This window comes from Paenibacillus sp. 10L310 (assembly GCF_056395745.1).
Window position 1 is genome coordinate 137849 of sequence record NZ_JBFTKC010000011.1, and the last position, 25144, is coordinate 162992.

Annotated in this window: 18 protein-coding genes; 6 read left to right on the forward strand and 12 right to left on the reverse strand. The window is 47.9% G+C overall.

The genetic code is table 11. The features are described from left to right. Positions 1-25 precede the first annotated feature (25 nt). The 6 genes from AC1DE7_RS21685 to AC1DE7_RS21710 all read right to left on the reverse strand — a co-directional run bounded on the left by AC1DE7_RS21685 (position 26) and on the right by AC1DE7_RS21710 (position 8550). Entirely contained in the window at positions 26-853 is an 828-nt protein-coding gene (locus AC1DE7_RS21685; RefSeq protein ID WP_047840740.1) for a carbohydrate ABC transporter permease, read from the reverse strand. Beyond that, on the reverse strand, positions 850-1734 hold the full coding sequence (locus AC1DE7_RS21690; protein WP_047840741.1) for a carbohydrate ABC transporter permease: 885 nt from the start codon (positions 1732-1734) through the stop codon (positions 850-852). The genes AC1DE7_RS21685 and AC1DE7_RS21690 overlap by 4 nt, the downstream gene beginning before the upstream one ends. Positions 1735-1913: 179 nt before the next feature. Further along, positions 1914-3194, reverse strand: a complete 1281-nt coding sequence (locus tag AC1DE7_RS21695) for an ABC transporter substrate-binding protein (RefSeq protein ID WP_047840742.1) — start codon at positions 3192-3194, stop codon at positions 1914-1916. A gap of 147 nt (positions 3195-3341) precedes the next feature. After that, positions 3342-4451, reverse strand: a complete 1110-nt coding sequence (locus AC1DE7_RS21700) for a response regulator (protein ID WP_340984069.1) — start codon at positions 4449-4451, stop codon at positions 3342-3344. Next, positions 4448-6238 (reverse strand): sensor histidine kinase, encoded by a 1791-nt coding sequence (locus AC1DE7_RS21705; RefSeq protein ID WP_477535137.1) that lies wholly within the window; start codon positions 6236-6238, stop codon positions 4448-4450. The genes AC1DE7_RS21700 and AC1DE7_RS21705 overlap by 4 nt, the downstream gene beginning before the upstream one ends. Positions 6239-6546: 308 nt before the next feature. Continuing rightward, the gene (locus tag AC1DE7_RS21710; protein ID WP_477535138.1) at positions 6547-8550 is read right to left on the reverse strand and encodes a beta-galactosidase; all 2004 of its coding nucleotides are present in this window, start codon (positions 8548-8550) and stop codon (positions 6547-6549) included. A gap of 248 nt (positions 8551-8798) precedes the next feature. Here AC1DE7_RS21710 and AC1DE7_RS21715 point away from each other — a divergent pair, with 248 nt between their 5' ends. Further along, entirely contained in the window at positions 8799-9770 is a 972-nt protein-coding gene (locus tag AC1DE7_RS21715; RefSeq protein WP_477535139.1) for an AraC family transcriptional regulator, read from the forward strand. On the opposite strand, the gene mobA is transcribed toward AC1DE7_RS21715, so the two are convergent. Further along, positions 9740-10369, reverse strand: coding sequence for a molybdenum cofactor guanylyltransferase (gene mobA / locus AC1DE7_RS21720; protein ID WP_405158054.1), 630 nt, complete (start codon positions 10367-10369; stop codon positions 9740-9742). The two genes, AC1DE7_RS21715 and mobA, sit on opposite strands and share 31 nt — an antisense overlap. A 163-nt stretch (positions 10370-10532) precedes the next feature. Here mobA and AC1DE7_RS21725 point away from each other — a divergent pair, with 163 nt between their 5' ends. After that, positions 10533-11726, forward strand: a complete 1194-nt coding sequence (locus tag AC1DE7_RS21725) for an MFS transporter (protein WP_036612688.1) — start codon at positions 10533-10535, stop codon at positions 11724-11726. A 704-nt stretch (positions 11727-12430) separates the two neighbouring features. Here the strand turns inward: AC1DE7_RS21725 and AC1DE7_RS21730 are convergent. Beyond that, positions 12431-14164 carry a glutamine--tRNA ligase/YqeY domain fusion protein gene (locus AC1DE7_RS21730; protein ID WP_127548964.1) on the reverse strand — a complete coding sequence of 578 codons (1734 nt, stop codon included), beginning with the start codon at positions 14162-14164 and terminating at the stop codon, positions 12431-12433. A 280-nt stretch (positions 14165-14444) separates the two neighbouring features. On the opposite strand from AC1DE7_RS21730, the gene AC1DE7_RS21735 reads away from it, so the two are divergent. Beyond that, positions 14445-14687 carry a DUF2164 domain-containing protein gene (locus AC1DE7_RS21735; protein ID WP_244988428.1) on the forward strand — a complete coding sequence of 81 codons (243 nt, stop codon included), beginning with the start codon at positions 14445-14447 and terminating at the stop codon, positions 14685-14687. A gap of 127 nt (positions 14688-14814) precedes the next feature. Beyond that, positions 14815-15363 (forward strand): GNAT family N-acetyltransferase, encoded by a 549-nt coding sequence (locus tag AC1DE7_RS21740; protein WP_036612698.1) that lies wholly within the window; start codon positions 14815-14817, stop codon positions 15361-15363. Positions 15364-15475: 112 nt separating this feature from the next. Here the strand turns inward: AC1DE7_RS21740 and AC1DE7_RS21745 are convergent, their stop codons facing one another. Both AC1DE7_RS21745 and AC1DE7_RS21750 read right to left on the reverse strand, forming a co-directional pair. Further along, positions 15476-16264: an SDR family oxidoreductase gene (locus tag AC1DE7_RS21745; protein WP_076209748.1), complete on the reverse strand. Its 789-nt coding sequence runs from the start codon at positions 16262-16264 to the stop codon at positions 15476-15478. Positions 16265-16291: 27 nt separating this feature from the next. After that, positions 16292-16792: a GNAT family N-acetyltransferase gene (locus AC1DE7_RS21750; protein ID WP_127548957.1), complete on the reverse strand. Its 501-nt coding sequence runs from the start codon at positions 16790-16792 to the stop codon at positions 16292-16294. A gap of 267 nt (positions 16793-17059) precedes the next feature. On the opposite strand from AC1DE7_RS21750, the gene AC1DE7_RS21755 reads away from it, so the two are divergent. Continuing rightward, complete coding sequence (locus tag AC1DE7_RS21755; RefSeq protein WP_477535140.1) at positions 17060-18259, forward strand: methyltransferase domain-containing protein; 1200 nt, start codon at positions 17060-17062, stop codon at positions 18257-18259. A 79-nt stretch (positions 18260-18338) separates the two neighbouring features. Here the strand turns inward: AC1DE7_RS21755 and AC1DE7_RS21760 are convergent, their stop codons facing one another. Further along, positions 18339-21731 (reverse strand): GH36-type glycosyl hydrolase domain-containing protein, encoded by a 3393-nt coding sequence (locus AC1DE7_RS21760; RefSeq protein WP_477535141.1) that lies wholly within the window; start codon positions 21729-21731, stop codon positions 18339-18341. A gap of 161 nt (positions 21732-21892) precedes the next feature. Further along, complete coding sequence (locus AC1DE7_RS21765; protein WP_477535142.1) at positions 21893-22882, reverse strand: LacI family DNA-binding transcriptional regulator; 990 nt, start codon at positions 22880-22882, stop codon at positions 21893-21895. Between the two features lie 529 nt (positions 22883-23411). On the opposite strand from AC1DE7_RS21765, the gene AC1DE7_RS21770 reads away from it, so the two are divergent. After that, the gene (locus AC1DE7_RS21770; RefSeq protein ID WP_477535143.1) at positions 23412-25058 is read left to right on the forward strand and encodes an ABC transporter substrate-binding protein; all 1647 of its coding nucleotides are present in this window, start codon (positions 23412-23414) and stop codon (positions 25056-25058) included. Positions 25059-25144: the final 86 nt, after the last annotated feature.

Below are 25144 nucleotides of genomic sequence, written 5' to 3' on the forward strand. Positions count from 1 at the left end.
GCGCTGCGGGATTCCTTTGAACGTTCTATCCTTTGACCGCACCCTCTGCAATACCCTCCATGATGAACTTCTGGAAGAACGCATAGATCAGAATAACCGGAATCGCAGTCAGTACCAGGGAGGACAGAATCAATGGCCATTCCTTATTATATTCACCAAACAGCATGTTTGTGGACAGAATCAGCGTATAACGATTCACATCGGTCAGCATGAGCAGTGGCAACAAGAAGTCATTCCAGATCCACAGGAAGTCCAGAATCGCGATGGTGACTGTGATCGGCAGCAAGAGTGGGAAGATAATCTGGAAGAATGTCTGGAACTCATTACATCCGTCCATCTGAGCTGATTCTTCCAATTCACGCGGAATGGACTTCACAAACCCGTGATAGAGGAAGATTGCCATGTTCACGCCAAGTCCGATATAGATCAGGGCCAATCCGTACGTGCTTCCTTGCACCCCCATGCCTTTGGCTACCCGTGTCAGCGGAATCATGATCGAGTGGAACGGCACCAGCATGGATGCAACAAACAGGAAGAAGATCAGGTTACTCAAACGGCCGGAGGTACGTGACAACTTGTATCCCGCAAGTGAGGCACAGAAGACGATTCCCCCGATCCCCAGAAAGGATACAATTGCCGAGTTCATGGAACTGCCCAACAGATTGATTTTGTTAAACGCGTCCGAATAATTCTCCCAGTGCAACGTTGTTGGCAGCGCGAGAAAAGATTGGAACATCTCACCCTGTGTTTTGAAAGAGTTCACAACCGCCATGTAGATCGGCAGCATGGCGACGAGAGAGCCCAGAATCAGCAGCAGTCGAATCAGATAACTGTTCAGTCGTTGCATCCTCATGCTTCCACCTCTTTCTTCTTCATGACGGTGATCTGGATGAGTGTAAAGATGAGTACGATGATGAACAGCACAACCGATTTGGCACTCGCATAGCCGTATCTGAAGTTGTTGGAGAATGCTTCTTCATAGATGTTCATCGTGATCACCTGCGTGGCCCGACCCGGTCCGCCACCAGTCAGTCCATATACCACTTCAAACACTTTGAATGCTCCGTTCAGCGTCAGGAAGAAACAGATGGTCACGGCATGAGTTATCATCGGCAACACTACATTACGCAGTACCTGGAATGCGTTGGCCCCATCAATAACAGCCGCTTCTTTGAGACTTTTCGGCACACCCTGGAGAGCAGCCAGATAGATGATCATCATATACCCTACACCGTTCCAGAGCGATACGATCAGAATGGAGTAAAATGAAAACTTCGGATCACCCAACCATTGCTGGTCGAGGAACGAAAAAGCCAGTTTCTCTGCGAGCTGTGGCAGCACCTGAGAGAAGATGAAGGTCCACATGAAAGCACTGATGATTGTACTGATCATGTTAGGCATGAAGAACAACGTCCGGAAAAGCCCTTTGCTGCGCGTTCGTGACTCAATCAACACAGCGAGCAGCAAGGCAATTCCATTTTGCAGAATCAGCATAAATATTACATATTTCATCGTGAACCACAGAGAGTTCAGAAAGTCTGGATCTTCTTTGAACAATTCCACGAAGTTGCCCAGACCGATAAAGCTGTAATCCTGATTGAGTCCGTTCCAATCCGTCAGACTATAGAACATGCCACTAAACGTGGGATACAGCAGGAAAATCGCATAGATGACAAAGGCAGGCGCAGTGAACGCGAGCAGTGACAGATACTTCTTGAACACATTCGTAGCCATTGGTTCTCCCCCTTTTCACTCGAAGCGGATGATTGTAAACGAGGGAACGAAGAACGTTCTGCCTGCCGTATCATCTGCTTGGAGACTCTGACGAAACAAAGTACCGCTCATTTGTTGACAAAACTCTCAAACCGTAGAGATTTGCCAACAAAAGCGGATACTCCATTCCTCACAGCTCCTTACTTGTTGACTTTGTTGTAGGATTTCCACGCCTTGTCGAGCGCATCGATAACCTGCTGTTGATTTAATTGCCCAGAGTAGTAGCCTTGCAACGCTTTGCCTGACTCGTCTTTCACCGCTTGAGGAAGAGATGGGTCCTCATAAGCTTTACCTTCACTCACATATTTCTGGGCATCGTCTACCCACGGGAAGCTCTTGAAGTCATGGATCTTGGCAATCGGATTGAACTTGAGTGCTTCGAAGAATGCACTTGAATCCTTGTCATCGAGAATGTAGTTCACGAAATCGAGTGCCACTTCTTTGTTTTTGCTAGATGACGATACTGCCAGCGAAGTGGAGGTGCTCAGATTGATTTTGGTATCATCCGGATTGTCATTGATCGGCATTGGTGCTACACCAAAGTTCAAGTCCGGGTTGGACTTCAGAATGGTTTCGGCAAACCAGGGTCCCTGAATCCACATCGCGGCGCTTCCTGATGCGAAGGCTGCTGAACCATCATCTCCGCCCACTTCCAGCGCTTTGTCCGTTCCATTGGCATTGACGAGATCGAAGATATCAAACAATGCTTTCATATCGGAGAAGGAGCCCTGATCCTGATTCATCTTCTCCACGAAGTCTTTGTGCTCAGACTGAGTTAATGCACCCACGGTAAGTGGCAGGAATAATTGCGGAATCCAGGCTTCTTTGTAGGACAGTTCAAACGGTGTAATGTTGGCTGCTTTGAGTTTCTCCACGACCGCTTTCATTTCTGTTAACGTCGTTGGCACTTCCAGCCCTTGCTCTTCAAAAATATCTTTATTGTACAGATAGCCCCATGATACTGTTTCCAATGGAATAGCTACGATTTTACCCTCCGCATCCGTTATGGAAGGTTTAACCGAATCCAGTAGCTTATCGACAAAAGGTTGGCCCGACAGGTCTTCCAGATAACCAGCTTTGCTGAATGGTGGAATCTCATTGACTGCATGCAGGGCGAACACATCCGGTGCATCATTGGAGGCGAGACGAGTCTTCAGAATCTGAGGTGCATTGTCCGCAGGCGGCATCTCCAGTTGCACGTTCACTTCAATGTTTTTCTCTGCTTTCTCCTTAGCTTTGAACTGTTCTATATATTTGTCGTAATGTTCTTTCAGCCGAGGTTGTGCAACGAATACTTTGAGTGATACCGTGCTGCCTGATGCGGATTCCTCCTGCCCATTGTCCGTTCCTGCATTGGAACCGCAACCTGCGAGCAGAACACTGACCAGTACCGCACTTGCTACGCTTTTCCATACTTTCATCTCTTATGACCTCCCGGTGTGTAACTGGTTTGTCTTTCATAGGATCATTATATATCAGTAAATGAAAGCGCTTCATTGGACAAAATTAGACTTGTGTATTGGATTATTTTAAACCTTAATCCTGCCGCAAATGCTCTCTCGAATGTCTCATTCCGTACTATTGCCTGATTTACCTGATATACGAGCCTGTCCCTTCCGCATCTCCCCTGGAGATATTCCGAAATGCTTCTTAAACACTCGATAGAAGTAGGACACATCCTCATAACCCGCCATCTCGGCAATATGCTTGAACGGAATCTGTTCATCCATCACCCATTCTTTCGCTCTCGTCATACGTAATTGGACAACATAGTCGGTCACATTCACCTCATACTCTTTCTTGAATACCTTGCTGAGATATTCCTTGCTGACAAAAAAGATCTGGGCGAGCTGCTCCAGCGTAATCATCTCCATACAGTGCTGCTCAATGTATTGTTTCACCTCGTCCAGGTTCAGCTTATTCTTGAACTTACGCTGCGCAATCAGTTGCTCCAAAGCCTGATAGTACGGAGTCGAAATCCATGTGATCGTGGATTCGATGGAAGCCAGCGCAGACGCAGGAGGTAGCGCCGTTGCTTCGGGCCGCTCGTACAAGCCATTGGAGACGCACAGTTCGTCCAGCAAAGCCTGTAATTCATGAGCCACCCTTCCAAGCTGCCGAGGTCTGTTAATCTCACATCGTTCCAGCTTCTGCTGTAATTGCTGGAACCACTCCCGCAGACTCTGAACGTTTAGGTCATTAAACCGCAGGCGGGCCTGCTGCTGAAACAGGGAGAACTCACCTGCGAACGAAGATGGGTACGATTCCCACGATTCAGGTGCTGATTCAACCTTTTCCAACTCCCTTGCACATTTAGCAAGTACACCATTCAGTTCATCCGGATTCACCGGTTTGAGCAGATAATCAGCAGCCCGATGGCGGAGCGCATGTTTTGCATAATTGAAGTCATCATACCCGCTCACCACGATCACCTTGATCTGTGGGTACTGTCCGCTCAGCGTCTGTAACAGTTCCACACCGTCTGTACCGGGCATGCGCATGTCCGTAATGATAATGTGAGGCTGATGCTGCTTGACCAGTTGTATGGCCTGCTCGCCATCCTCTGCCTCACCTGCAACGGTCATGCCGAGTTCATTCCAATCTCCGAGATTGCGCAAAATATCCCGGTTCCACGGTTCATCGTCCACCAGTAGCACTCTGTACAGTTCCTTTGTCACAAGGCTTCGCCTCCTGTATTGCAGGGGATTCGTACCGTAACGCTCGTCCCCTGTCCATATTCACTTTCCATGCTCATCCCGTATTCAGGTCCAAAATGCATTACAATTCGTGAGGCCGCATTGACCAGTCCAATACTTGTACCTGAACTCCACACCCGATCTGCCTGCCGGGTAAGCCGCTCCAGTCTGGATTTCATCTCCGTTAGTTTCTCAGCATCCATACCCACACCGTTATCACAAATTCGAATGGTTACATCTTTAGGTTCATAGACGACCTCAATGCCCAGCTTCCATTCGCCCTGTTTCTTCTCCAGACCATGCAAAAATGCATTCTCCACAATGGGTTGCAAAGACAACTTGGGGATATAACACGCCCGAAATTCTCCCGTAATCTCCAGTGTATATTCAAGCCTGCCGGCAAAACGTTGCTTCTGAATCAGCATATAATGCTCCAACTGATCGAGTTCAGACTGCAGGGGCACCAGTCCATCCGGCGCTCGCACAATATAACGAAACATCTCGCTTAAGGCTCGAATGACCTTGTAACTGTCTGCCGGTTTTTGCGAGTAGACCATGCCGCCAATCATCTGCAGTGTGTTTTGCAGGAAATGCGGATGGATCTGGGATTGCAGTGCTTTGAGCTCGGCCGTCTGCTTCTCCAGATTCATTAGATAGTTGTCGCGAATATGTTCCCGGATACGACTAGCCATGCCGTGCAGATTTTTCTCCAGCAGACCAATCTCATCTACCCGGCCACTTCGCACCACTTCCCTGTCCTTGATCAGTTGAATACCCTTCATGGAATTCGCCAGTCTGACAATGGGTTTCGATGTACGCCAGGCTACGAGCGCAGCTAGTCCTACAGAAATGACGGTTGCCAGGCCACCCACAACCAATCCGTATTTCATCGTTTCCAAGGCACTTTCGTTAATGACGTGGGCAGGTACAATCTTGATCACACGCAGTCCTGACGGCTCAATGGAATGAAAAAATACGTATTCCTTGGCTGTACGAATGAAACCCGAGCTTTCTTTTGTGCCTGCCAATTTCTCCAGTGCTTCCGCAGACGGCTGAATCTCTTGGTTTGGCTGATAGACCGGACTGCCCGCGCTATCAGCAATGTATACCGCATAGTCTCCCCGGCTATCCAGCAGCTCCAGGGTCTGGTTGAACTCAGCCCACTTGACCTCCAGACTGATGGCCCCGATCTGTGCCTGATCCTCGAAGCGGTTCATGCTGCGGGTCATGTGAAACTTTTGCGGATCGTCCGGATCATTGATAATCGTAAAATCTTTATGTTGTGCAAAAAGCTCATGATATCCTTCCGGTATTTCCGATACCGCCTTGATGCGAGAATCCATCGAGTTAAAGGTGAACAGGGTGTCCAATTCCTTCAGATAGAGTTCAACGCCAAATACATAATTGCCAGCCGAATAGTATACACTGTTCAGCATATTGAACATGGCCTTCTGTTCATCGAACCGACTGGCTGCCGGCGCTTCCTCGTTCAACGCCAGATATTGATGCAATTCGTCACTGATCTGAATGGAATAAATAATATTGTTCATGCGCGCGAACTGTTCACCCAGATAGATGGAGGCCCAGTTCATATTGGCTCGGTTGGTCTCCATAATCTCCTTTTCCATGGAAAAGCGGGTATTCTCGGCTGCCATAGCGGTCATGGCAATGACGGGCAGAACAGCCAGAAGCGTCATGGTAAGAATCAATTTATTGCGAATGCTGCGTTTGAAAGGATCTATCAGCTTCCGATAACATTCGGTAAACACAGCGCATCCACTCCTGAGCTAAAATAGACAAACGCCCCAGCATGGAAGCTGAGGGCGCTTTGGTCTTTATATTCGTTTGGAAATGTTAAAATATCACGTTATACAATAGAATGAATGGTTACACGAGATCACTACGTGGTCAGAACAACCCTCTGATCGCTGTTATCACCGGATTTTTTTGATTCCCTTTTCTAAGGGGAAAATCCGTTGATAAAGGCGAACGCTCCGCTTCCTCAGGTTTCTTCTGCCCTCTCCGTTAACGTGTACTTGTTGAATTCAACTTATATACCTATATTTATTATTTTCTATTATTGTTCGATAATCCGTATGCCCCATGGCTCCAGTTCGATCTTCTCTCCCGCAGCAATCGGGGTTCCTGCCAGAAGTTCAGTCCCTTCTCCATAAGCATTCACGAAGGATGTTGCCTCATCTGCATAATTGAAATAATAGCGAATCGTGTTCCCTTGATCGTTCACACCTGTCTTCACAATGATCGGAAAAGCCAGCTCCTGATCAGCTCCCCATACGCCCGCTTCCTTCATGACACGTTCCAACACCTTACGGATCACCGCAGAACTGGTGTAACAGCCGACATAGGTTGCTTTGCCTTTTCCATAGGCATTCTGGGTAATTGCCGCATATTCACCCCAATGTGGATGATCATACCAAGCGAGTACTTCAGCCGTTGTTGGTGTAATCAGTTCCATCCAGGTGTGAACTCGGTTCTGCTCCTCACCAACTACAAATGGATCATCGCGCAGCGAAACATGTTTTGGCTCTACAAAAAGGTTATAACTGATCCCGCATGCCTCACTAATTAGCCCGGGCTGGCGGGTAGAGCGTACCTTGATATGCTCATTTGCAAATCCACTTTTGAACGAGTAGACGATATGTCCGCCATCCTCTACGAATTGATTCAATTTTTCCAGCAATGCATCCGAAGCAGCATACAGAGCAGGTACAACGAGCACATCATATTCCGCATAACTCTCAACCGATGGATCGATCAGGTCACAGCCAATGTTCATCTTGTACAATTCATCGTACATCCAGCGCACCACGTCATTGTAGTTCTTGTCACTGGTGAAGTTAAACCCAAACCACTTGATGGAAGTCAGGGCCTCATTGCTGAACAGCACGGCCACCCGATTCTTTTTCTTCAGATTCACAAGCTTAGGACTCAGTCTTGCAAAATCCCTACCAATGGTCTTCGCTTCGTTGTACACCGGATTCGGTTCGAAATCATGACTGAGCAATCCTTTCCAATACGTCTCAAAGGAATTGTGCAACGAATGCCAGTGCCAGTAAGCGACCATGTTCGCCCCTGAAGCCAGATGACTGAATGCCTGCAAACGCAGCTGTCCCGGATAAGGAACCCAATGCCAGAACGCCTGCGCTTCGGTCTCCAGTACCAGATAATTCGATTGTTTGGTCGAACGCGCCACATCCCCGCCGAATGAAATCTCAATGCCGGTCAGATCATCCTGGGAAGGATGGTAGATGTCCACACTGGTGATGTCAAAAGGTTTCGATGCGGCAAAATGGTCCACATCCCCTTGAATGCCGTAAGAATATCCACGCCAATCGAAGTCAAAGTTCTGGGTAACAAACTGTCCTTCCTGTTTGTATTCATTCACGATTCCCACTTGCCAAGCCAAAAAGTTGGTTACCAGCAGACGCTGGAACTTGGCAAACTCAGCACCCAGACTGCCGTTGATCGTTCCTACAACAGACGGGAAGTCTTCCCAGCTATTGATTCGATTGCTCCAGTAGTCGAGGCCAAATTCCTTGTTGAGCTCATCCAGGGAACTGAACTTGTTCCGCATATATTTGACGAATTGCAGTTGTACATTATCTCCGGCCGTATTGTAATGCTTCGTCTCGTTATCTGTCTGATAACCGATTACTGCTGGATGTGTGCTTACCCGAGAGATCAGCTTGCGGATGATCCGCTCGGCATAGAATAGATAGGTTGGATGTGTAATGTCCATGATCTGTCTTGCGCCGTATTTACCAGGCCCCTGTGAGGTGGTAGCCAGCACGTCCGGATGTTCCTTGACCATCCATGTAGGAACTGCATACGTTGGTGTTCCTACGATAACCTGAATCCCCGCCTCATGCATGGCATCCAGCACACGGTCTACGGAAGAGAAGTCAAATACGCCATTTTGTGGTTCATGGGTACTCCAGGTTGATTCTGCAATGCGGACCACGTTGATCCCTGCATCCTTCATCATCTGAATGTCTTTGTCCAATCTTTCGTAAGGCATATATTCATCATAGTAAGCTACGCCATATAATAATTTGTCCATGATTTAATCTCCTTTTTAGGTGGAAAATATAATGATCTTGACGTGTGCAAGAGTTGACATATTCCAATCTATAATGGTAGCGTTTACATTAATGTCGGTTGAAGAACTTGGATTGTTCAGCAACCACTTCAAACGTTGATGCGTTCCATGGATTAACCATGCCCACGTTAAACTGATTATAATGAAGTATACTACGGGTGCCGATTGTATAAGGCAAGTTGTTTTTACCCTTTTCCGAGGTGAATGTTATGGATATCCGATCACAGCTCCGAGAAATGCCTCACCATACGCTGGCCCACTGGCTGCCTATTATCGACAGTAACATCAAATTCTATGGTGCTCACAGCCAACAAGTACCCTGTGGATGGGCGATGCCGGAGGAATCACATCCGGGCTTTGAGATTATGTTGATCATCGAAGGTACGCAGGAGAGTGTGATTCACGGGTATACCTATACCGTGGAGGAAGGTTCCATTCTTCTCATTCCTCCCGGGTTCAAACATACAAATCAATGTGTATCCTCGGAAGGCATGACTTATTTTAGCGCTCACTTTAATGTGGATGATCCGGTCTTCACCCTGAAGCTGATGTCACAGCACAGCCGAATCTACGCAGCAGGTACGGCTGATAATAGGAAAATGCGCGTTGTGCTGGAGAGTTGGATGGGGATGATTAACGTATCTGAAGCCTACACGTCCACTGACAAAATGATCATGCAGGCCCGCATGTTTGAATTGTTTGCCCTGTTGTCCCAAGCCGCTGACAATGAACCGGAGTCCACCACTTCCGTTGCTGCTTCACATGCACCAGCTCCAACAGCCATGCATTATGCGGGAGCTATAGCGGAGGCAATCAAGCAGGCATTCCATGCCCAGCTTCGAACCAAGGAAAGCAGTGTATCCACGGTCAAAGTAGAGCAGATTATATCCTCGTTTGGCATCAGCTCGGGATATGGTCTACAGGTCTTTCGCAAGGTGTACGGGCGATCGCCCAGGGCTTACTTGTCCAGCTTGAAGTTGCAGGAGGCCAAAGTACTGATCGAACAACCAGAGCTGTCGCTCGGGGAAATTGCATGGAAGCTCGGTTACACCCATCTGTCCCATTTCAGCAGACAATTCAAACGTTGGACAGGCCAAAGCCCGCTTCAATATCGCAATCATCATGCAGAAGCATCAGGTGATCCTGTATCCTACAGATCGGAATCGAGTCCAGAATCTTGATTACGGATACGCTCGTACTCTTCCGGCGTGTTCATATTACTCATTTGCATCGCTACTTGATGAACGCCAGCTCTCTCAAGCTCTTCCGCTTCGACATAACAGCATCCGATCTCTTCAAGCCATCGCATGACTCGAAGATGATCCTGTATCAGACGCTGCTCCAGATCAGGGAGCACTCGTATGTGGTAAGCCCCTGCAAGAGGGTGGACATGTCCATCCACGCGTGGAACGATAGCAGAATAAGAGTCATGCGACTCGGCCAGCTTTTTTATCCCATCAAAAAAGGACGTTTGCAGGAGCGGCATATCGCAGGCGCATACCAGATTCCAGTCTGTATCGGAAGCTTCCAGCGCCGCGTGAAGACCGGCGAGTGGCCCCTTCCCCGGATAGTGATCCTGAACGCAGTCGTAGCCTATTGCACCGTAGGTTGTCACATTGGGTCCGGCAGCCACGATGATACGGGATACGGCGGGTCTCATGGCCTTTGTGACATGTTGCAGTACAACGGAACCGTTCAGTTCCAGCATGGCCTTGTTGGTCCCCATGCGACTGGATAATCCTCCTGCCAATATGATGCCTGTCCATTCACGCGTGTTCATGTTGTTATCCTCCCTCCTGGTAACGATATGTGTTTGACTGCATCAATTTCAAAACGTTCGCTATGCATTGAATCCCCTTTCAACAAATGATACATTGAACAATATGCATTTGAAAGGAATGGCTTAATTGGACAGACCTGCACCTTCAAGAGGCAATCCCTCATTGGTTTCTCTGAAACTATATAACTTTTTCATATATGGAGCCATCTCCATCTTCGCCGGATTCCTGCAGCTTTACCTGCAAGAGATTGGTATGACCAAACTGGAGATTGGCAGTCTGATGGCGATTGGACCCTTTGTATCCTTGTTTGCCAACCCGTTCTGGGGTTTCTGGAGCGATAAATCTCGCAACATTCGCATCATTCTGATGATTATGATGGGAGGCACATTTGTGCTCGCCCAAGGTGTATTCTATGCGCCCACGTATACGTGGATCTATGTAGCCATGATTTTCTTTTATTTTTTTCAAAGCCCATTATTTGCTCAAACGAACAGTCTGATTCTCGGATATATCGATGGTACAACCCAAAAATTCGGATCATTCCGGCTCTGGGGTTCACTCGGTTGGGCGCTGACTGCCGTCGCAGCCGGACCGCTCATTGACCGTTTTGGCATCGGCAGTGTATCTATTATATTTGCGTGCATGATTGCCACCGCCTTTGTATTATCCGTATTTCTACCCAGACAGCCGATCGCTTCGGATACACCGGTGGTTACTTTTCGGCGGTTTGGCAAAGTCATGTTCAATCCGTATTTTATGGCATTTATCGGCCTGGGTGTACTCGTATCGGTGCCTAATGCCATGAACAGTACTTTTATGTCACTATACATAGTAGAGATGGGTGGCGATAAACAGATGGTCGGCTGGGCCATCTTCACCTCATCCATTCTCGAAGTCGGCGTATTCCTGCTGCTCGACCGTTTACTCAAACGCAAAATGAGCATGCTCCTGGCATCTCTCATTCTGATCAGTGTGCTGTTTGCACTTCGCTGGCAGCTCATGGCAATGGCTAACAACCCACTGGAGATTGTATTCATTCAGTTGATGCACTCCATTACGTTTGGTGGGTACTTCTATGTGGGTACGCAACTGACCATGCTGTTCATTCCAAGACCTTATCGTTCTTCCGGTCAAGCGGTCTATACGATGGCCTGGGGAGGTCTCTCCGGCGTGATTGCCGGTCTGTTCGGCGGCTGGTTGTTCCAGAGCTTCGGTGCAGAAATCATGTATAGCATTGGCGTATTCTTCTCGCTCATCGGCGCTGTTGGATTTAGCATCATGTGGTTATCGAATCGACGTAACGGCTATCAGCCGGTTGTGTTGACGGAGATGGGCAATATGGATGAGGACAGATAATCTTTTGTTGCAGGGGGATATTTGCACGATTAAAGTTACTACTTGAGCACTCCGATGCCAGAACAACCTTCTGATCGCTGTTATCCCCGGATTTTCTTAATTCCCTTTTTAAAGGGTAAAATCCGGAGATAAAGGCGAACGCTCCGCTTCTTCAGGTTATTTCTGTCCTCTACGTTAGGGTGTAACATCAGCGTACAAAAAACCGAAACAAAAGATTAAGAATAGGTGCAGTAAAGAGGAAGGCGTCTAAGGTTTGTTGCTCCTAACGAACCTTAGACGCCTTATTTGCAGAAATTTCACGAAATTCTAAAGCTAAGGAATCTCAGCCACCTTATTTTGCATAAAAGATGTTAAAAATCCAAAAAAGACAGACCGAACGAGGAAATAAGGTGTCTACGATTCATTACGTTGCTGGAATGTCCAAATACACTTAAATAACGTGTCTTCGGTTCGTTAGATTCTTGCCTCATACGCACATCTATGGCCTTAGTTCATGTTCATGTTCATGTTCATGTTCATGTTCATGTTCATGTTCATGTTCATGCCGAATTGTATGCTCATTCTAAAACTGGATCTGGCTAGATCCAGAAAAACAAAAAGGGCACCCTTCGCCATGATTATGACGAAGGATGCCCTTACTTTTACTTATAAATTGGCTGCTTACCAGCACTCTGATGAACAGACCTTAAGTTCTCTCAACGGCATTATGCCTTTGGCAGTTGGAATGAGCTCTTCAGGGATACGACCCGGTTAAATACCGGACGTCCTGGTTCGGAATGTTTCGGATCTACACTAAAGTAACCGTGACGGAAGAATTGGAATTTATCCTGAGCATTCGCTTCTTTCATCTCTTGTTCCACATACCCATTAACAATCTCAAGGGAGTTCGGGTTCAATTGATCCAGGAACGTTTTCTCCGGTTGCTCTTCCACAACCTCAGCTTCAGCCCCAGCTACTGCCACTTCCACCTCTGCTTCCGGTGCTTCATCCAGGATCAACGGCTCGTACAGACGGAATTCAGCAGGTACCGCTTGAGTCGCTTCTACCCAGTGGATTGTTCCTTTGACTTTACGGCCAGTGAATCCACTGCCGCTCTTTGTCTCCACATCATAGGTACAATGAATCTCGGTTACATTACCTTCTGCATCTTTGATCACATCGTTACATTTGATGAAGTATGCATGTTTCAGACGAACTTCGTTGCCAGGGAACAAACGGAAATATTTGTTCGGCGGATTTTCCATGAAATCGTCTTGTTCGATATAAATCTCACGGGAGAACGGAATTTGGCGATTACCCATCTCTGGGTTCTCCACATTGTTCTCTGCTTCAAGCCATTCCACTTGTCCTTCAGGATAGTTAGTGATGACCACTTTGAGCGGATGCAGCACAGCCATCGTGCGCGGAGCTTTCAGTTTCAAGTCTTCACGTACAAAGTGCTCCAGCGTTTGCAGGTCGATAACTCCATAGTTTTTGGAAATGCCTGTCTCATATACAAAATCACGAATAGCTTCCGGTGTATAACCCCGGCGGCGCAGACCCGAAATCGTTGGCATACGTGGATCATCCCATCCATCCACATGTCCTTCATCTACGAGCAGTTTCAGCTTCCGCTTACTTGTCACCATCTGGGACAGATTCAGCCGACCAAATTCATATTGACGTGGTTGGTTCTCCATCTCACACTCGGCAATAACCCAATCGTAGAATGGACGTTGATCCTCGAACTCCAGGGAACAGAGGGAATGCGTTACACCTTCAATTGCATCTTCGAGCGGGTGAGCAAAGGCGTACATTGGATAGATACACCATTTGTCGCCCGTGTTATGATGATGTGCATGAGAAATCCGGTAAATAACCGGATCGCGCAGATTGATATTTGGTGCAGACATATCGATCTTGGCACGCAGCACTTTCTCTCCGTTCTTGAATTCGCCTGCACGCATACGTGTGAACAGGTCGAGATTCTCTTCCACCGAACGATCACGGTACGGGCTGTTCTTACCCGGCTCCGTCAGCGTTCCGCGCATTTCACGGATTTCGTCGGCGCTTTGGTCGTCGATGTAAGCTTTACCTTTTTTAATCAACAAGACAGCACGGTTGTACATCTCGTCAAAATAATCCGAGGCAAAACGTTTCTCATTCCACTCGTATCCGAGCCATTTCACGTCTTCCTGAATCGATTGAACGTACTCTACATCTTCCTTGACCGGATTCGTGTCATCAAAGCGCAGATTCGTTTTGCCGCCAAATTCGCCGCCCAGCGTAAAGTTAATCCAGATCGCCTTGGCATGGCCGATATGCAGATAACCGTTCGGTTCCGGAGGAAAACGGGTAATAACTTCCTGGACTTTCCCAGACCGGAGATCTTCGGTAATAATATTTTTGATAAAGTTAGGTGGGGTTGTACGATTGTCCACAGGTATCAAACCTTTCATGAATGGATTGGAGCCTTAGGGAATTGCAGCAATTCCGGCTATAATTCCTTAATAACGAAGTCATTTCCTGAAAAAAACTATTTTCTTGGAAAGTTTCGTACGCGTTTCATTTAAATATACCTTTAACGGGGGAGGAGTTCAATAAAGAACGGCACCAAAGTCAGGATTAGCCGTGCATAAATAGGCCCTAAACCATTTTGACGGGTTCGCTCGAATCATGTAGCATGATAGTAAAAACAAATTAAAGGGAGGGTTTCCCATTCCATCGAACTCGCTTAAACTGACCAAAGAACAGCAGGATGAAGCCATTCGCACCATCCAGTCGTATTTCGAAGAGGAACGTGGCGAAGAACTCGGCGATCTGGCCGCTTGGGGTGTCCTCGACCTGTTCATGACACAGCTCGCTCCCTACATATATAATCAGGCACTCCGTGACGCACGCACAACGGTTAATCAACGCATGGCCTCAATGGAAGAAGACCTGTTTGCACTGGAGCAAAAGTTGCCCAAGACCTCACGTTAGTCCACTACAAATACGTGTTCAAAAAATCTGGTTTTCATATTCGATGCTGATAATGCCATTAGGCATAATTCGTAATCAAAAGTGGACTTTTTTGAACAACACTATACAAAGAAAGAAGGTTGCATTCATGTTTACCTATTCATTGGATGAATATACCGAACTCCGGCCACTGGCCATGGAACATACCAAACCACTGTTCGAACTGACGGATCGCTCGCGGGATCAACTGAGACATTGGTTGCCGTGGGTGGATCATGTGACAGAAGTGGAACACACCTCGAACTTTATTACCAACGCGTTAAAACAAGGTGCCGAGAATGGCGGATTCACCGCCGGAGTATGGTCAAAAGGGGATCTAGCCGGCGTCATTGGATTCCACGAAATTAACTGGACCAATCGCTCGGTAAGCATCGGATATTGGCTTGGCAAAGGCTTTGAGGGTCAAGGCTTGATGACAAGCGCTTGTCGCGTTCTGGTTGATTATGCTCTGGTGACCCTGGACCTGAATCGCGTCGAGATTCGCTCGGCAACGAATAACAAACGGAGTCGCGCTATCCCTGAAAGACTTGGATTTGTTCTCGAGGGTGTCATTCGTCAGGCAGAGAAACTGCCTAAAGGTTACGTGAACCATGCGGTGTACGGCATGCTTCAGCATGAATGGGAACTCTTGCGCTAATTCGCCTACATAATAAATCGAAGTGATCTCTCCCAACATAATGGATCAACACGAATACCCTCGATCTCCACGTAATGTGGTGACAGAGGGTATTTTATTGTATCCATGACTTTTATAGTGCTCGGACCATACCACCATCCACGATCAATGAGGTTCCGGTAATGTACGTATTGGCTCCGGATAACAGGAATACCACCGCTTTGGCAAACTCCTCTGGTTGACCATAACGGCCCAGTGGAATCTCTTTACGGAATTGGTCAGATACCTCTTCCTCACTGATTCCGTTCTGCTCAGCCCGTGCTGCATCAAGCTCACGTATACGGTCTGTTGCAATACGTCCCGGCGCCACCGTGTTGATCAATATTCCGTATGGAGCCAGCTCCTGGGATAACGTCTTCGCCAATCCAAACACGCCAGTACGGAACGTATTGGACAGCACCAGACCCGGAATCGGCTGTTTCACCGAAGTTGAAGCGATATTGACAATGTGTCCTCCGCTTTCTTTCATATAAGGAAGAGCGCCACGAATCAGCCTTACATAACTGAGCACATTTAATTCAAATGCACGTTCCCAATCTTCATCCGTCAGTGACTCAAATGAACCCGATGGCGGGCCACCCGAATTGTTCACCAGAATATCAATCTGTCCAAACATTTCTGCTGTCTTGTGAATCAGAGCCTCAATATCTTCCTTGCGTGTCACATCGGTTGCACAATATTCCACACGTCCGCCACCACCAAGCGCCAGAAGCTCCTGCTTCACTGCTGCGAGCTTTTCTTCGCTCCGGCTGGCAAGCATGACGTCAGCACCTTCTGCTGCCAATTGAGCAGCCACCGCTTTGCCTAGCCCGCGACTGGAAGCCAGCACCAATGCTTTTTTACCCCTAAGTCCCATATCCATCGTTGTTCCTCCTCCTCAGCTATGTTTCTATTTGGTCTGGATAAAATAACCCATAAGAATATCGTCCACATATTTGCCTCCGATATAAAACTCGGAAACCAACCTGCCTTCCGTCACAAATCCACACTGTGTATAAAACGTGATGGCTCCCGGATTGCTGGAAAGTACGCGCAACCTGAGCTTGCGAACGCCTTGTTGGGCCGCATGCTGCTTAATGGCATCCATCAAAGCTGTGGCAATGCCACAACGCCGATCATGAGGATGAACCGCAATATGAATCTCGTAGACATGACGGTTGACGGGCATACCTGTGGCTGGATTAAAGCCCACATAACCACATACCCGCTCTCCCTGCACCGCAATCAATTGACTGCCTGGCGGGCAATGTTGCAAATATTGTTGTCTGGAACGCCATTGCATCGGTGCAGGAGAGGTGTATTTGTCCCATACCAGGGCATCCAACTCCATTAGCTGGGCTGCATCTTTAATCTCGGATGGACGAATCGTAAATGTATGGCTGGTAAGCATAATGATTCAACCTTTCGTGCTATAGTCGACAACGCTGTGCGTTACAACGTCGGGAAAGTTAAGAGAGTTAAGAACGTTGAGAAACTTAGGAATAGGAAGACATTGTTCGTTTACTCCACTATTTAAGTTTTTTGTTCTATATATTGTAGCATAGCCTCAGCTTTGACTAAAATTCCACTCGGTATTGAACCTTTTCGCAAAATGAAATAAACACTTAACCTTGCCGTAACGTCATGGTTTATACTGATTCGATAAGGAGGGGGATGCATGATGAACATCAAAGAGGCAACAAGCAGGCTTGGTATATCGGCGAGAGCCATTCGTTTTTATGAGGAAAAAGGATTAATTCTCCCCGCCAAACAGTCCAGTAACGGGTATCGTACCTATACGGAGAATGATATCTGGCGGCTTCAGACCATTGCTGCGCTGCGTGAGATTGGCATGTCGCTACAGGATATTACACATGCGCTCGGAGAGATTGATCAAGGGAATCAGCAACGGCTGGAAGAATATCTGGAACTGCAACAGGCCGTCATGTATGCCCAGTGGATTGAGCTCAAACGTATGATGGATACAACCCAGCGCATGATTGACCTGAATCGTCAGGACGGTCCGCTGGATGTCAGCCATCTGCACGATCTCGCAGACAGTGCCCGTCGCCTGCGTGAAGCACGGCAGAACTGGCATGATCGGTGGAATTATGACATGCAGGCAGCCATCCATGATCAGCGAGTGCAGGCAGAAGGCAGAGTCAGTACTGAACACCCCAATTCAGAGGACAGGCATCATTCGGCCAACGCCTCGCCTATAAGCGATGAGAATGAAGTTTCACATCCAAACCAGGATGCAGATCATTCCACGCAGAGCGACTCCAATGATACGGTACAGTCTTCCTTTTATCTGTATCACAACTATGACGAAGCGCTCGAACAGACAGCTCATTGGATCTCTCCCGCCCTTGGTGAGAAAGGACTTGATATTGGTACAGGCACAGGTAATCTGGCTGGGAAACTGCTACAGCACGGCGCAGACATGACTGCAATCGACCAATCCCGGGAGATGCTACGCAGATGTCGTACCAAATATCCTGAGATGCATGTGAAACTTGGTAATTTTCTGGCGTTGCCTTTTACCGATCATTCCTTCGACTTTGTTGTATCCAGCTTTGCTTTCCATCATCTAAGTCCAGATCAGCAACTATTGGCTTTACAGGAGATGCAGCGAGTATTAACCTCGCGTGGACGTATCGGTCTAACGGATCTGATGTTTGTTGATGCGACTCACCGTGATTCCTATATTCGGCAGGCAGAAACCACAGGACACGAGGAACAACTACGCGCCTTACGCGAGCGTCACTTCCCTCTGCTGGATGAGCTATGCGGCTGGCTGGAGCAACAGGGCTACGTAACAAAACATGTGCGGCATAATGAGCTGTTGTACACGTTGCTGGCGGTCCCGCTGCGCTAGTGGATTATGAGCATATGCCAAAAAGGCCATCCCGCCTTGATTAAAGGAGGATGACCTTGGTGTACATCATGTTATGAAATTACATATAGATATCAACAACCGTACGCTCAGTTGCACTGCGTGCTTGTCTGAACTCATCCAGTGAGATGCTTACTCCGCCTTGACGGTAACGGTTCGCTGTACGCTCAGTACGAATGTCTTTGCCATTCACCGCTACACGGCTCACAGCACCTTCGTTCAAGTGATAGATAAACGTCACCGGCTCACCCGCATACTCAAATTCGAATTGCATGCCGTTCAGCTCAGCTGGCAATACCGGGTCAATGACCAGATCGCCGCCCTCTTGACGAATGCCAAGTGCATTGGAGATCAGCTGGTTCATGTAGATTCCAGGGCCGCTGGAGTAGATTCTCCATCCGCCTTTCACTTGTACAGTCCCCTTACGAAGCTGGTCAAAATGCTCCTGTGCCTCGTAACGCGTATTAAACTTGCCGTCCGAACTACTGAAGTATGAGTTCGCTTGGCGAATCTCCGCGTTAGGTACAACCTCGCCGATACCAACCGGGTTGATCATCGCAAGACCATTCCACACCTGATCTGTCTTACCCAGCTTCGCCATCGCTTCCACGTAACGGATATGGGCGTGTACATATTGCAAACCAATCTCACGTCCGAAGTTGGACGCTTGCTCTGCACGTTTGAAGTGTGTGCTTACACCACCAGCATATTGAGCCGGACGATTCATCAGACGCACGCCATCCGGGCATAGGAACTGCTCACGGATCAAGGCATAATGTGATTCTGCTTGCTCCGCATTCAGCAATTCACCAATCATGCTGCGCGTCATTGGCAACAAGCGGTATTGAATGCCTGTCTCTGTGTCTGTTGGATGAAGCATCAGCTTCGCTTGGTCCGCTTCTTCCATGTATACAAAACCTGGAATCACATCTGTGCCCAGCATGTAACGGTTAAAGTCCTCACGAATGCCTTGAGCCAGCACATCAAGCTCCTGTGCAAAGTCCGCATCCTTGAATTTCAGCGCTTGCGAGAGCACATTCACGGACTGATACGTCAATGCCACCGTCCAACTGCTTACCATGTATTGCTTCAGCTGTGCATTGGCTGGTTGGAGCGTATCATCCCAGTCGCCATCTCCGTAGGAAGACAGGAACGTATCGTGCAGGAAGTGCGAACGGATATATTCAATCTCTTTTTTCGCGTGATCCAGTACCGTTGCCGTCTCTTCCGTGAACCCGAAGCTATGCTTGACGGTATAAGGTACTTTCTCATCCAGGATTGCATAGTCGCGAGTCGCTGTCAGGTAGTCCGCCAATACTTTCAACGGCCATACGATGATATCGCCATGGCTCTCTTCCTGTTGAATCGCAAAGTATTTATCAAACATGAACCATTGCGGCCAGTTGCCATCATCTTCATATTGGTGGGTATAAACCATTTTGATGATATCGCGAACTTGCTCATATTTTTGCGTTGCCATAAAGTACTCCACCGGACCTTGGCACACATCTCGTGTACCCCAAGCCGCACCACCGTATTGCTCCAAACCGTGAGGCACGGAGTAGTGAACCAGCATGTTGTGGGTGTACCACCAAGCCAGCGCATTTACTTTGAACAAATCCTCAGCACTCTGACCTTCTCCACGGGACAAACGGAACCCGTTCATCACACCTGCGAAGAACTCGCGGTATGCCTGCACTTCCTCTTCAAACGTAAGGCTTGAGCCTGCTACCACTCCGCTATCCGCTTGACCTTCCAATACTCCTTGTACCTTCAGCGTCCATTCAGCACTCGCTTCCAGACTAAGCGTTACCAGAGATGCGGAACCACTGCGGATACCACTTGCCAGCAACGTTTCGTCCCCTACATTCACAGCTGCGCCATCCACCGACATGCGGTATTGCAGATCTGGGTACGTTCCTGCACTAATCGCTTGTGGATCAGCCTTGAAGATCAATGTATCGCCGTCCTGCGTCATATGCAGTGGATACTCGTATTCATTCACATTCATCGTAATCTGGTTTGTTACCAGGTAACGGTATGCTGTGCCACTTGTGGAGCGTACGTTCATGCTCACTTCGGTGGTGTGTGCCCCTGTATAGTTCGTTACGATGATCGTATCGGATGCCGTTTTGTAGATCCAACGTACATAGTTGAAGCCAATTTCGAACAGGGAAGGCATCGTCAGCAGACGATATTGTCCGTCCATTTCCACATAGATGCGTTGTCCCGCCGTTTTCGGCACGTTTAATGCATTGCGAGCATTACTGATCATTTTATTAAAATTGGTGTTACCAATAACGAGTTGTGAGTTGAAAATACCGTACATATACGATGTTGTCGTAATAACCTGTGCTCCAAGTTGCACGTTGCCACCACTCATCAGAATGTGACCGTGCGGACGCTCTACAAGCAATTCTTTTGCTTTCAGAACGATATGCTCATAGCTGCCTGTGAAGAAGGACAACAGTTCCTCACCGCTGTGCTCTTCCTGATGACGATCAGGGAACAGATCATAAATCTCATCTTGTGTCAGATCGAGTGTTACCAGCGGTTCACCCAGGAAGGAGGACAGTTTCACCTGTTCCAACGTATCGCCGTTTTCCACAGTCAGAGCCTGTACTTCATTCCATGCTGCGGTAACTTCATCTCCGAACTCCAGTGCAGAGATTCCTTCGGCATGATTAGGCTTCGCCAGTCCATAGAAGACCACCTGAGCTTCTCCGTTCAGATTCAGCAGTTCAGATTGCAATGCCGTATAGGCAAATTCATACTGATATGTCTCATTTGCCAGCGTTGGGCGATTCAAGCTCTCTGGTTGATTCGTATCCTTGTACGACAGACCGAAGAATTGGAATCCGTCTGTAGAGTAACCAACTGCTTTGGTCAGGGAACCTTGTTGCATATATGGAAATGCACCGCCCTGAGGCTGGTTTTGACGGGAACAAACGACATAACCTTTCGCCTCATCTTCAAACACCGTATGGTCAATGTATTGTGACAGATAAGCCTCATTACTACGTACCGCACCTGGATCTGCAAGCCCAACATCCTGTCCGTATACCACATCTACGTTATGTTGTTGTCCTGTGAGCTTCACATCCCAGAACCATACACCTTGAGGTGTAGCTGTAAATACGACCTGATAGCCAATGCCTTTTTCGCTACCTTCCAGCTGGACTGTGCCCTCCCAGATCAACTGGTTGCTGGATTGTGCCTTGCTTGTAATCACCTTGCTGTTCGAACGTACACCGAGCAACGGGAACGAGCTGATATGCTCTCCCTCATGTACACGCAGGTACAGGTTGTTCAATGATCCATCAATCTGGTTGCTGAGCAACTGGTTTAACATCGTTGTACCGGATGTAGCCTGGTATAGGTCGCCACTGTTCAAAAAGGTAAAGGATAACTCTCCGGCACTTAACCGGATCGGTTCATTAATCATCGTTGTCATAAGGTTCACTCCTTGAATTAGTTAAAATCGAAACGTTTCGATAAATTTGAAAAAGAATAGGGGCCTCTTCAAACCGGCTTTTTACAGCCCGTCCGGACGATAACCCCATCATTAAACTTTTACTTCAGCATGCAGGCAGTTCTTTGTTGTTCAGACTCGGTCTAAACCAAACGTACAGAGCTGCGCTCGATCATATTAATCGTTAACGTATATGAAGGGTCAACCGCTTCGCCATTGAGCATCTGGAATAACAGATGTCCGGCGAGCGACCCGGCTTCATGCTTCGGCTGGCGTATCGTTGTCAGCGGTGGATGCACATATTCGGACAACTGAATATCATCAAAACCGATCACTGAAATATCATTTGGCACCGATACACCACGCTCTTCCAATGCCTTCAGGCCACCAATCGCCATCTCATCGTTACCGTAAAATACAGCTGAGGGAAGATCGCCCTGCATGATCATCATTTTGGTTGCACTGTATCCGCCCTCACGTACAAAATTACCGCTCAGACGCCATTTGGACTTTTCTTCAAGTCCCGCTTCCCGCATCGCTCGCAGATACCCTTGGTAACGGAGCGCGTTGTCATACGAGTTGGATGGACCGCTGATATAAGCAATCTTCTGATGTCCAGCCTGGATGAGGTGGCGGGTAGCAAGGTAACCGCCCTGCTCTCCATCCACCAGCACGTTGACCAGATGGTCACTCGACAGCTGACGATCCATCACAATGATGGGAAAACGATGACCGGCAGATTCTACCAGAATATCATCATGAATGTTATGTGCCAGAATGATGGCTCCATCTACTCTTTTTTCACGCAAAAATCGCACTGCCGTTGAATCCCGTCCACCCATGGAGCTGCAAGCAATCAGGTCATACCCGTTCGCGAGGGCTACATCCTGTACACTACGGATCAATTCCGAGTAATATGGGCCCGACAGATCGGTCAGGATCAAAGCGATCGTGTTTGTCCGGCTCCGTTTCAGGTCCATGGCAAAGCCGTTCTTGCGGTAATTCAGTTCTCGTGCTGCCTCAAGCACTTTAGCCTTGGTCTTGGCACTAACCTTGCTATCCCCGCTCAGCGCATAGGAAGCAGTCGAGAGTGCTACACCTGCCAGCTTTGCCACATCCTTAATCGTTGCCATTCCACGTTCGCTCCTTCTAAACTAAAACAAATTCAAGGTTACCCACATTTTATACGGTACATGGTTAGAACAACCACTAAATCCTTCATTATCGTTTATTAATCTTTATACATATCATAGCGATGGATGTCAATCGAAACGTTTCGAGGTGTTCTCAAAAAAAATCCTCGTTCCCATCCTTATGGGGCCACGGTTGAATGCGTCCCGTTCCACTCCATACCACTAGTGATGGTCATGACACGTCTTTCAATCTGGCGCTCTATAAACAGTTCGTGCCTAATACAATGAAACTGGCAGTAAACGCCAGATTGAAACGTTTCGACATTTTCATTATAGTCGGTGTTGATAGCGATTTCAACCACTTTATCTATTTTTCAAATAAAAAGTTGATTTGTTCAATCTGTCCATCCACGTCACTCCGTTTATAGTATATACTGCATAATAGTCGAGATCCGAGAATTACGCCAGTACACCAGGGGCATGAGACGAATACTGTCCCTGCTGACTTATGTAAGGAGACAGTTATCTAATGAATATTTCCAAGCCTATTTATCATAAAAAATCGCTGTCCCGTCCCATTTCCTTGCAGAAGATTCAGTCCGTACCTGTTACCCACTTCAAGCCGTGCCATCTGGTGCAGCTTCACGACCGCGAGGCATTCTCCCGCATAGATGAAATGTGGAGCACTCTTCATGTGCTATACGTCATTACTGCTGGCCAGGCCAGGCTGATTAGTACAGAGGGGAAACTGACATTAAATGCAGGCTGTGCAGTCGTTCGGCAAGCTGGAAACCTGCTTCAGCACGAGAACAAGCGCGGCTCCCTGTCGCCAGTACAGGGCATTGCTATTGCTTTTGATTCCACTGAAAATGAACAGCTGTTCTGGCCGTTCGGGATACCAGTTCCCATTGCGAGTCGCACTCTCACCGACAGGGCAGTAGAGCTGGTTCAAGCCAGTACGGCAGGCCGTGATTCCAGCCCCTTCAGGCCACATATGCTTTTCTATGAGTTACTGGATATTTTACGGGATCATGTGGCTCATTCTGCTCATGAAGATCACTCTTGGCTTGATGCCGTGCTTAGACATATCCATCAGATGTATACCCATCCGCTGACCCGCGAACAATTGGCTAGGGATGCAAATGTGAGTCCTGAGCATTTTTCACGGGAGTTCAAGAAACATACAGGTCTTACGTTTGTTGAATATGTGACCCGTCTCAGGATCCGGATGGCTCAGGAGCATCTGTTGTTCGCGAACCCTACGCTACAGGAGATTGCACAACTGACAGGCTACAGGGACACCTTTTATCTGAGCCGCAAATTCAAACAGATGGTTGGATCAGCACCAACACACTACCGGAAAATGCCCAAAAAGATTGTATCTTTGACTTACAATTATACGGCCTCACTTCTGGCACTGGGCCACACTCCCCACATGGGCGCCGTAGCAAGCTGGATGGAAGAAAAAATGTGTGCGCATGATCATGATGGTCATGAGCAATTTGAGCGACATTCCGAATATGAGCTGGTTAAACATACGGATCTGATTGCAAACGCTCAGCCCGATGTCATTGTCGGGTATGCGCCGCATCCCGCTTCCGATGAACTACGTCTGATTGCACCGACCATTCTGATGCCTTTTGAGGAAATCGATTGGCAGGAGCAGCTTCTTCTTTTGGGCAGAATTACCGGGCTTGAGTCCAATGCACAAGCGTTGTTAGATCAATATCATCAACTGGAGCAAGAAGCCAATCATAAGTTAGACCAACAGATGGAAGGAACACGAGGGTCCGCCGTTTGCATGTTTATGATTGGAGAAGACGGGGCTTATATCTACGGTCATGGCTGGGGCAGAGCCTCTCATGTGCTGTATCAATCGCTGGGCTTCACTCCACCCTCACGTATGGAGCAGGATGGACAGTTACTTACGGGGTACGTTCATGTTCCGTTGTCCGAGATTCACTTGTATGCCGCAGATCACATGTTTGTCGCCTTCCCTGAGGAACCTGCCAAACGAGAAATGCTGGCTAACCTGCTGAGTCTGGAATCCTGGGGCACCCTATCCGCCGTTCGTGAAGGACGTGTATACGAGATTGATGCCGACATGTTCTATGGATTTGATCCCTTGTCCGTTATGGAGCAGTTGCAACATATCATGCGTCACCTCACATCATAATTGTCCATGCAGTAGTGATCATAGTTGTCCATGTACAAATATCACATCTTCCTCTATGTTATTAATGAGAATAATAATCATTATTG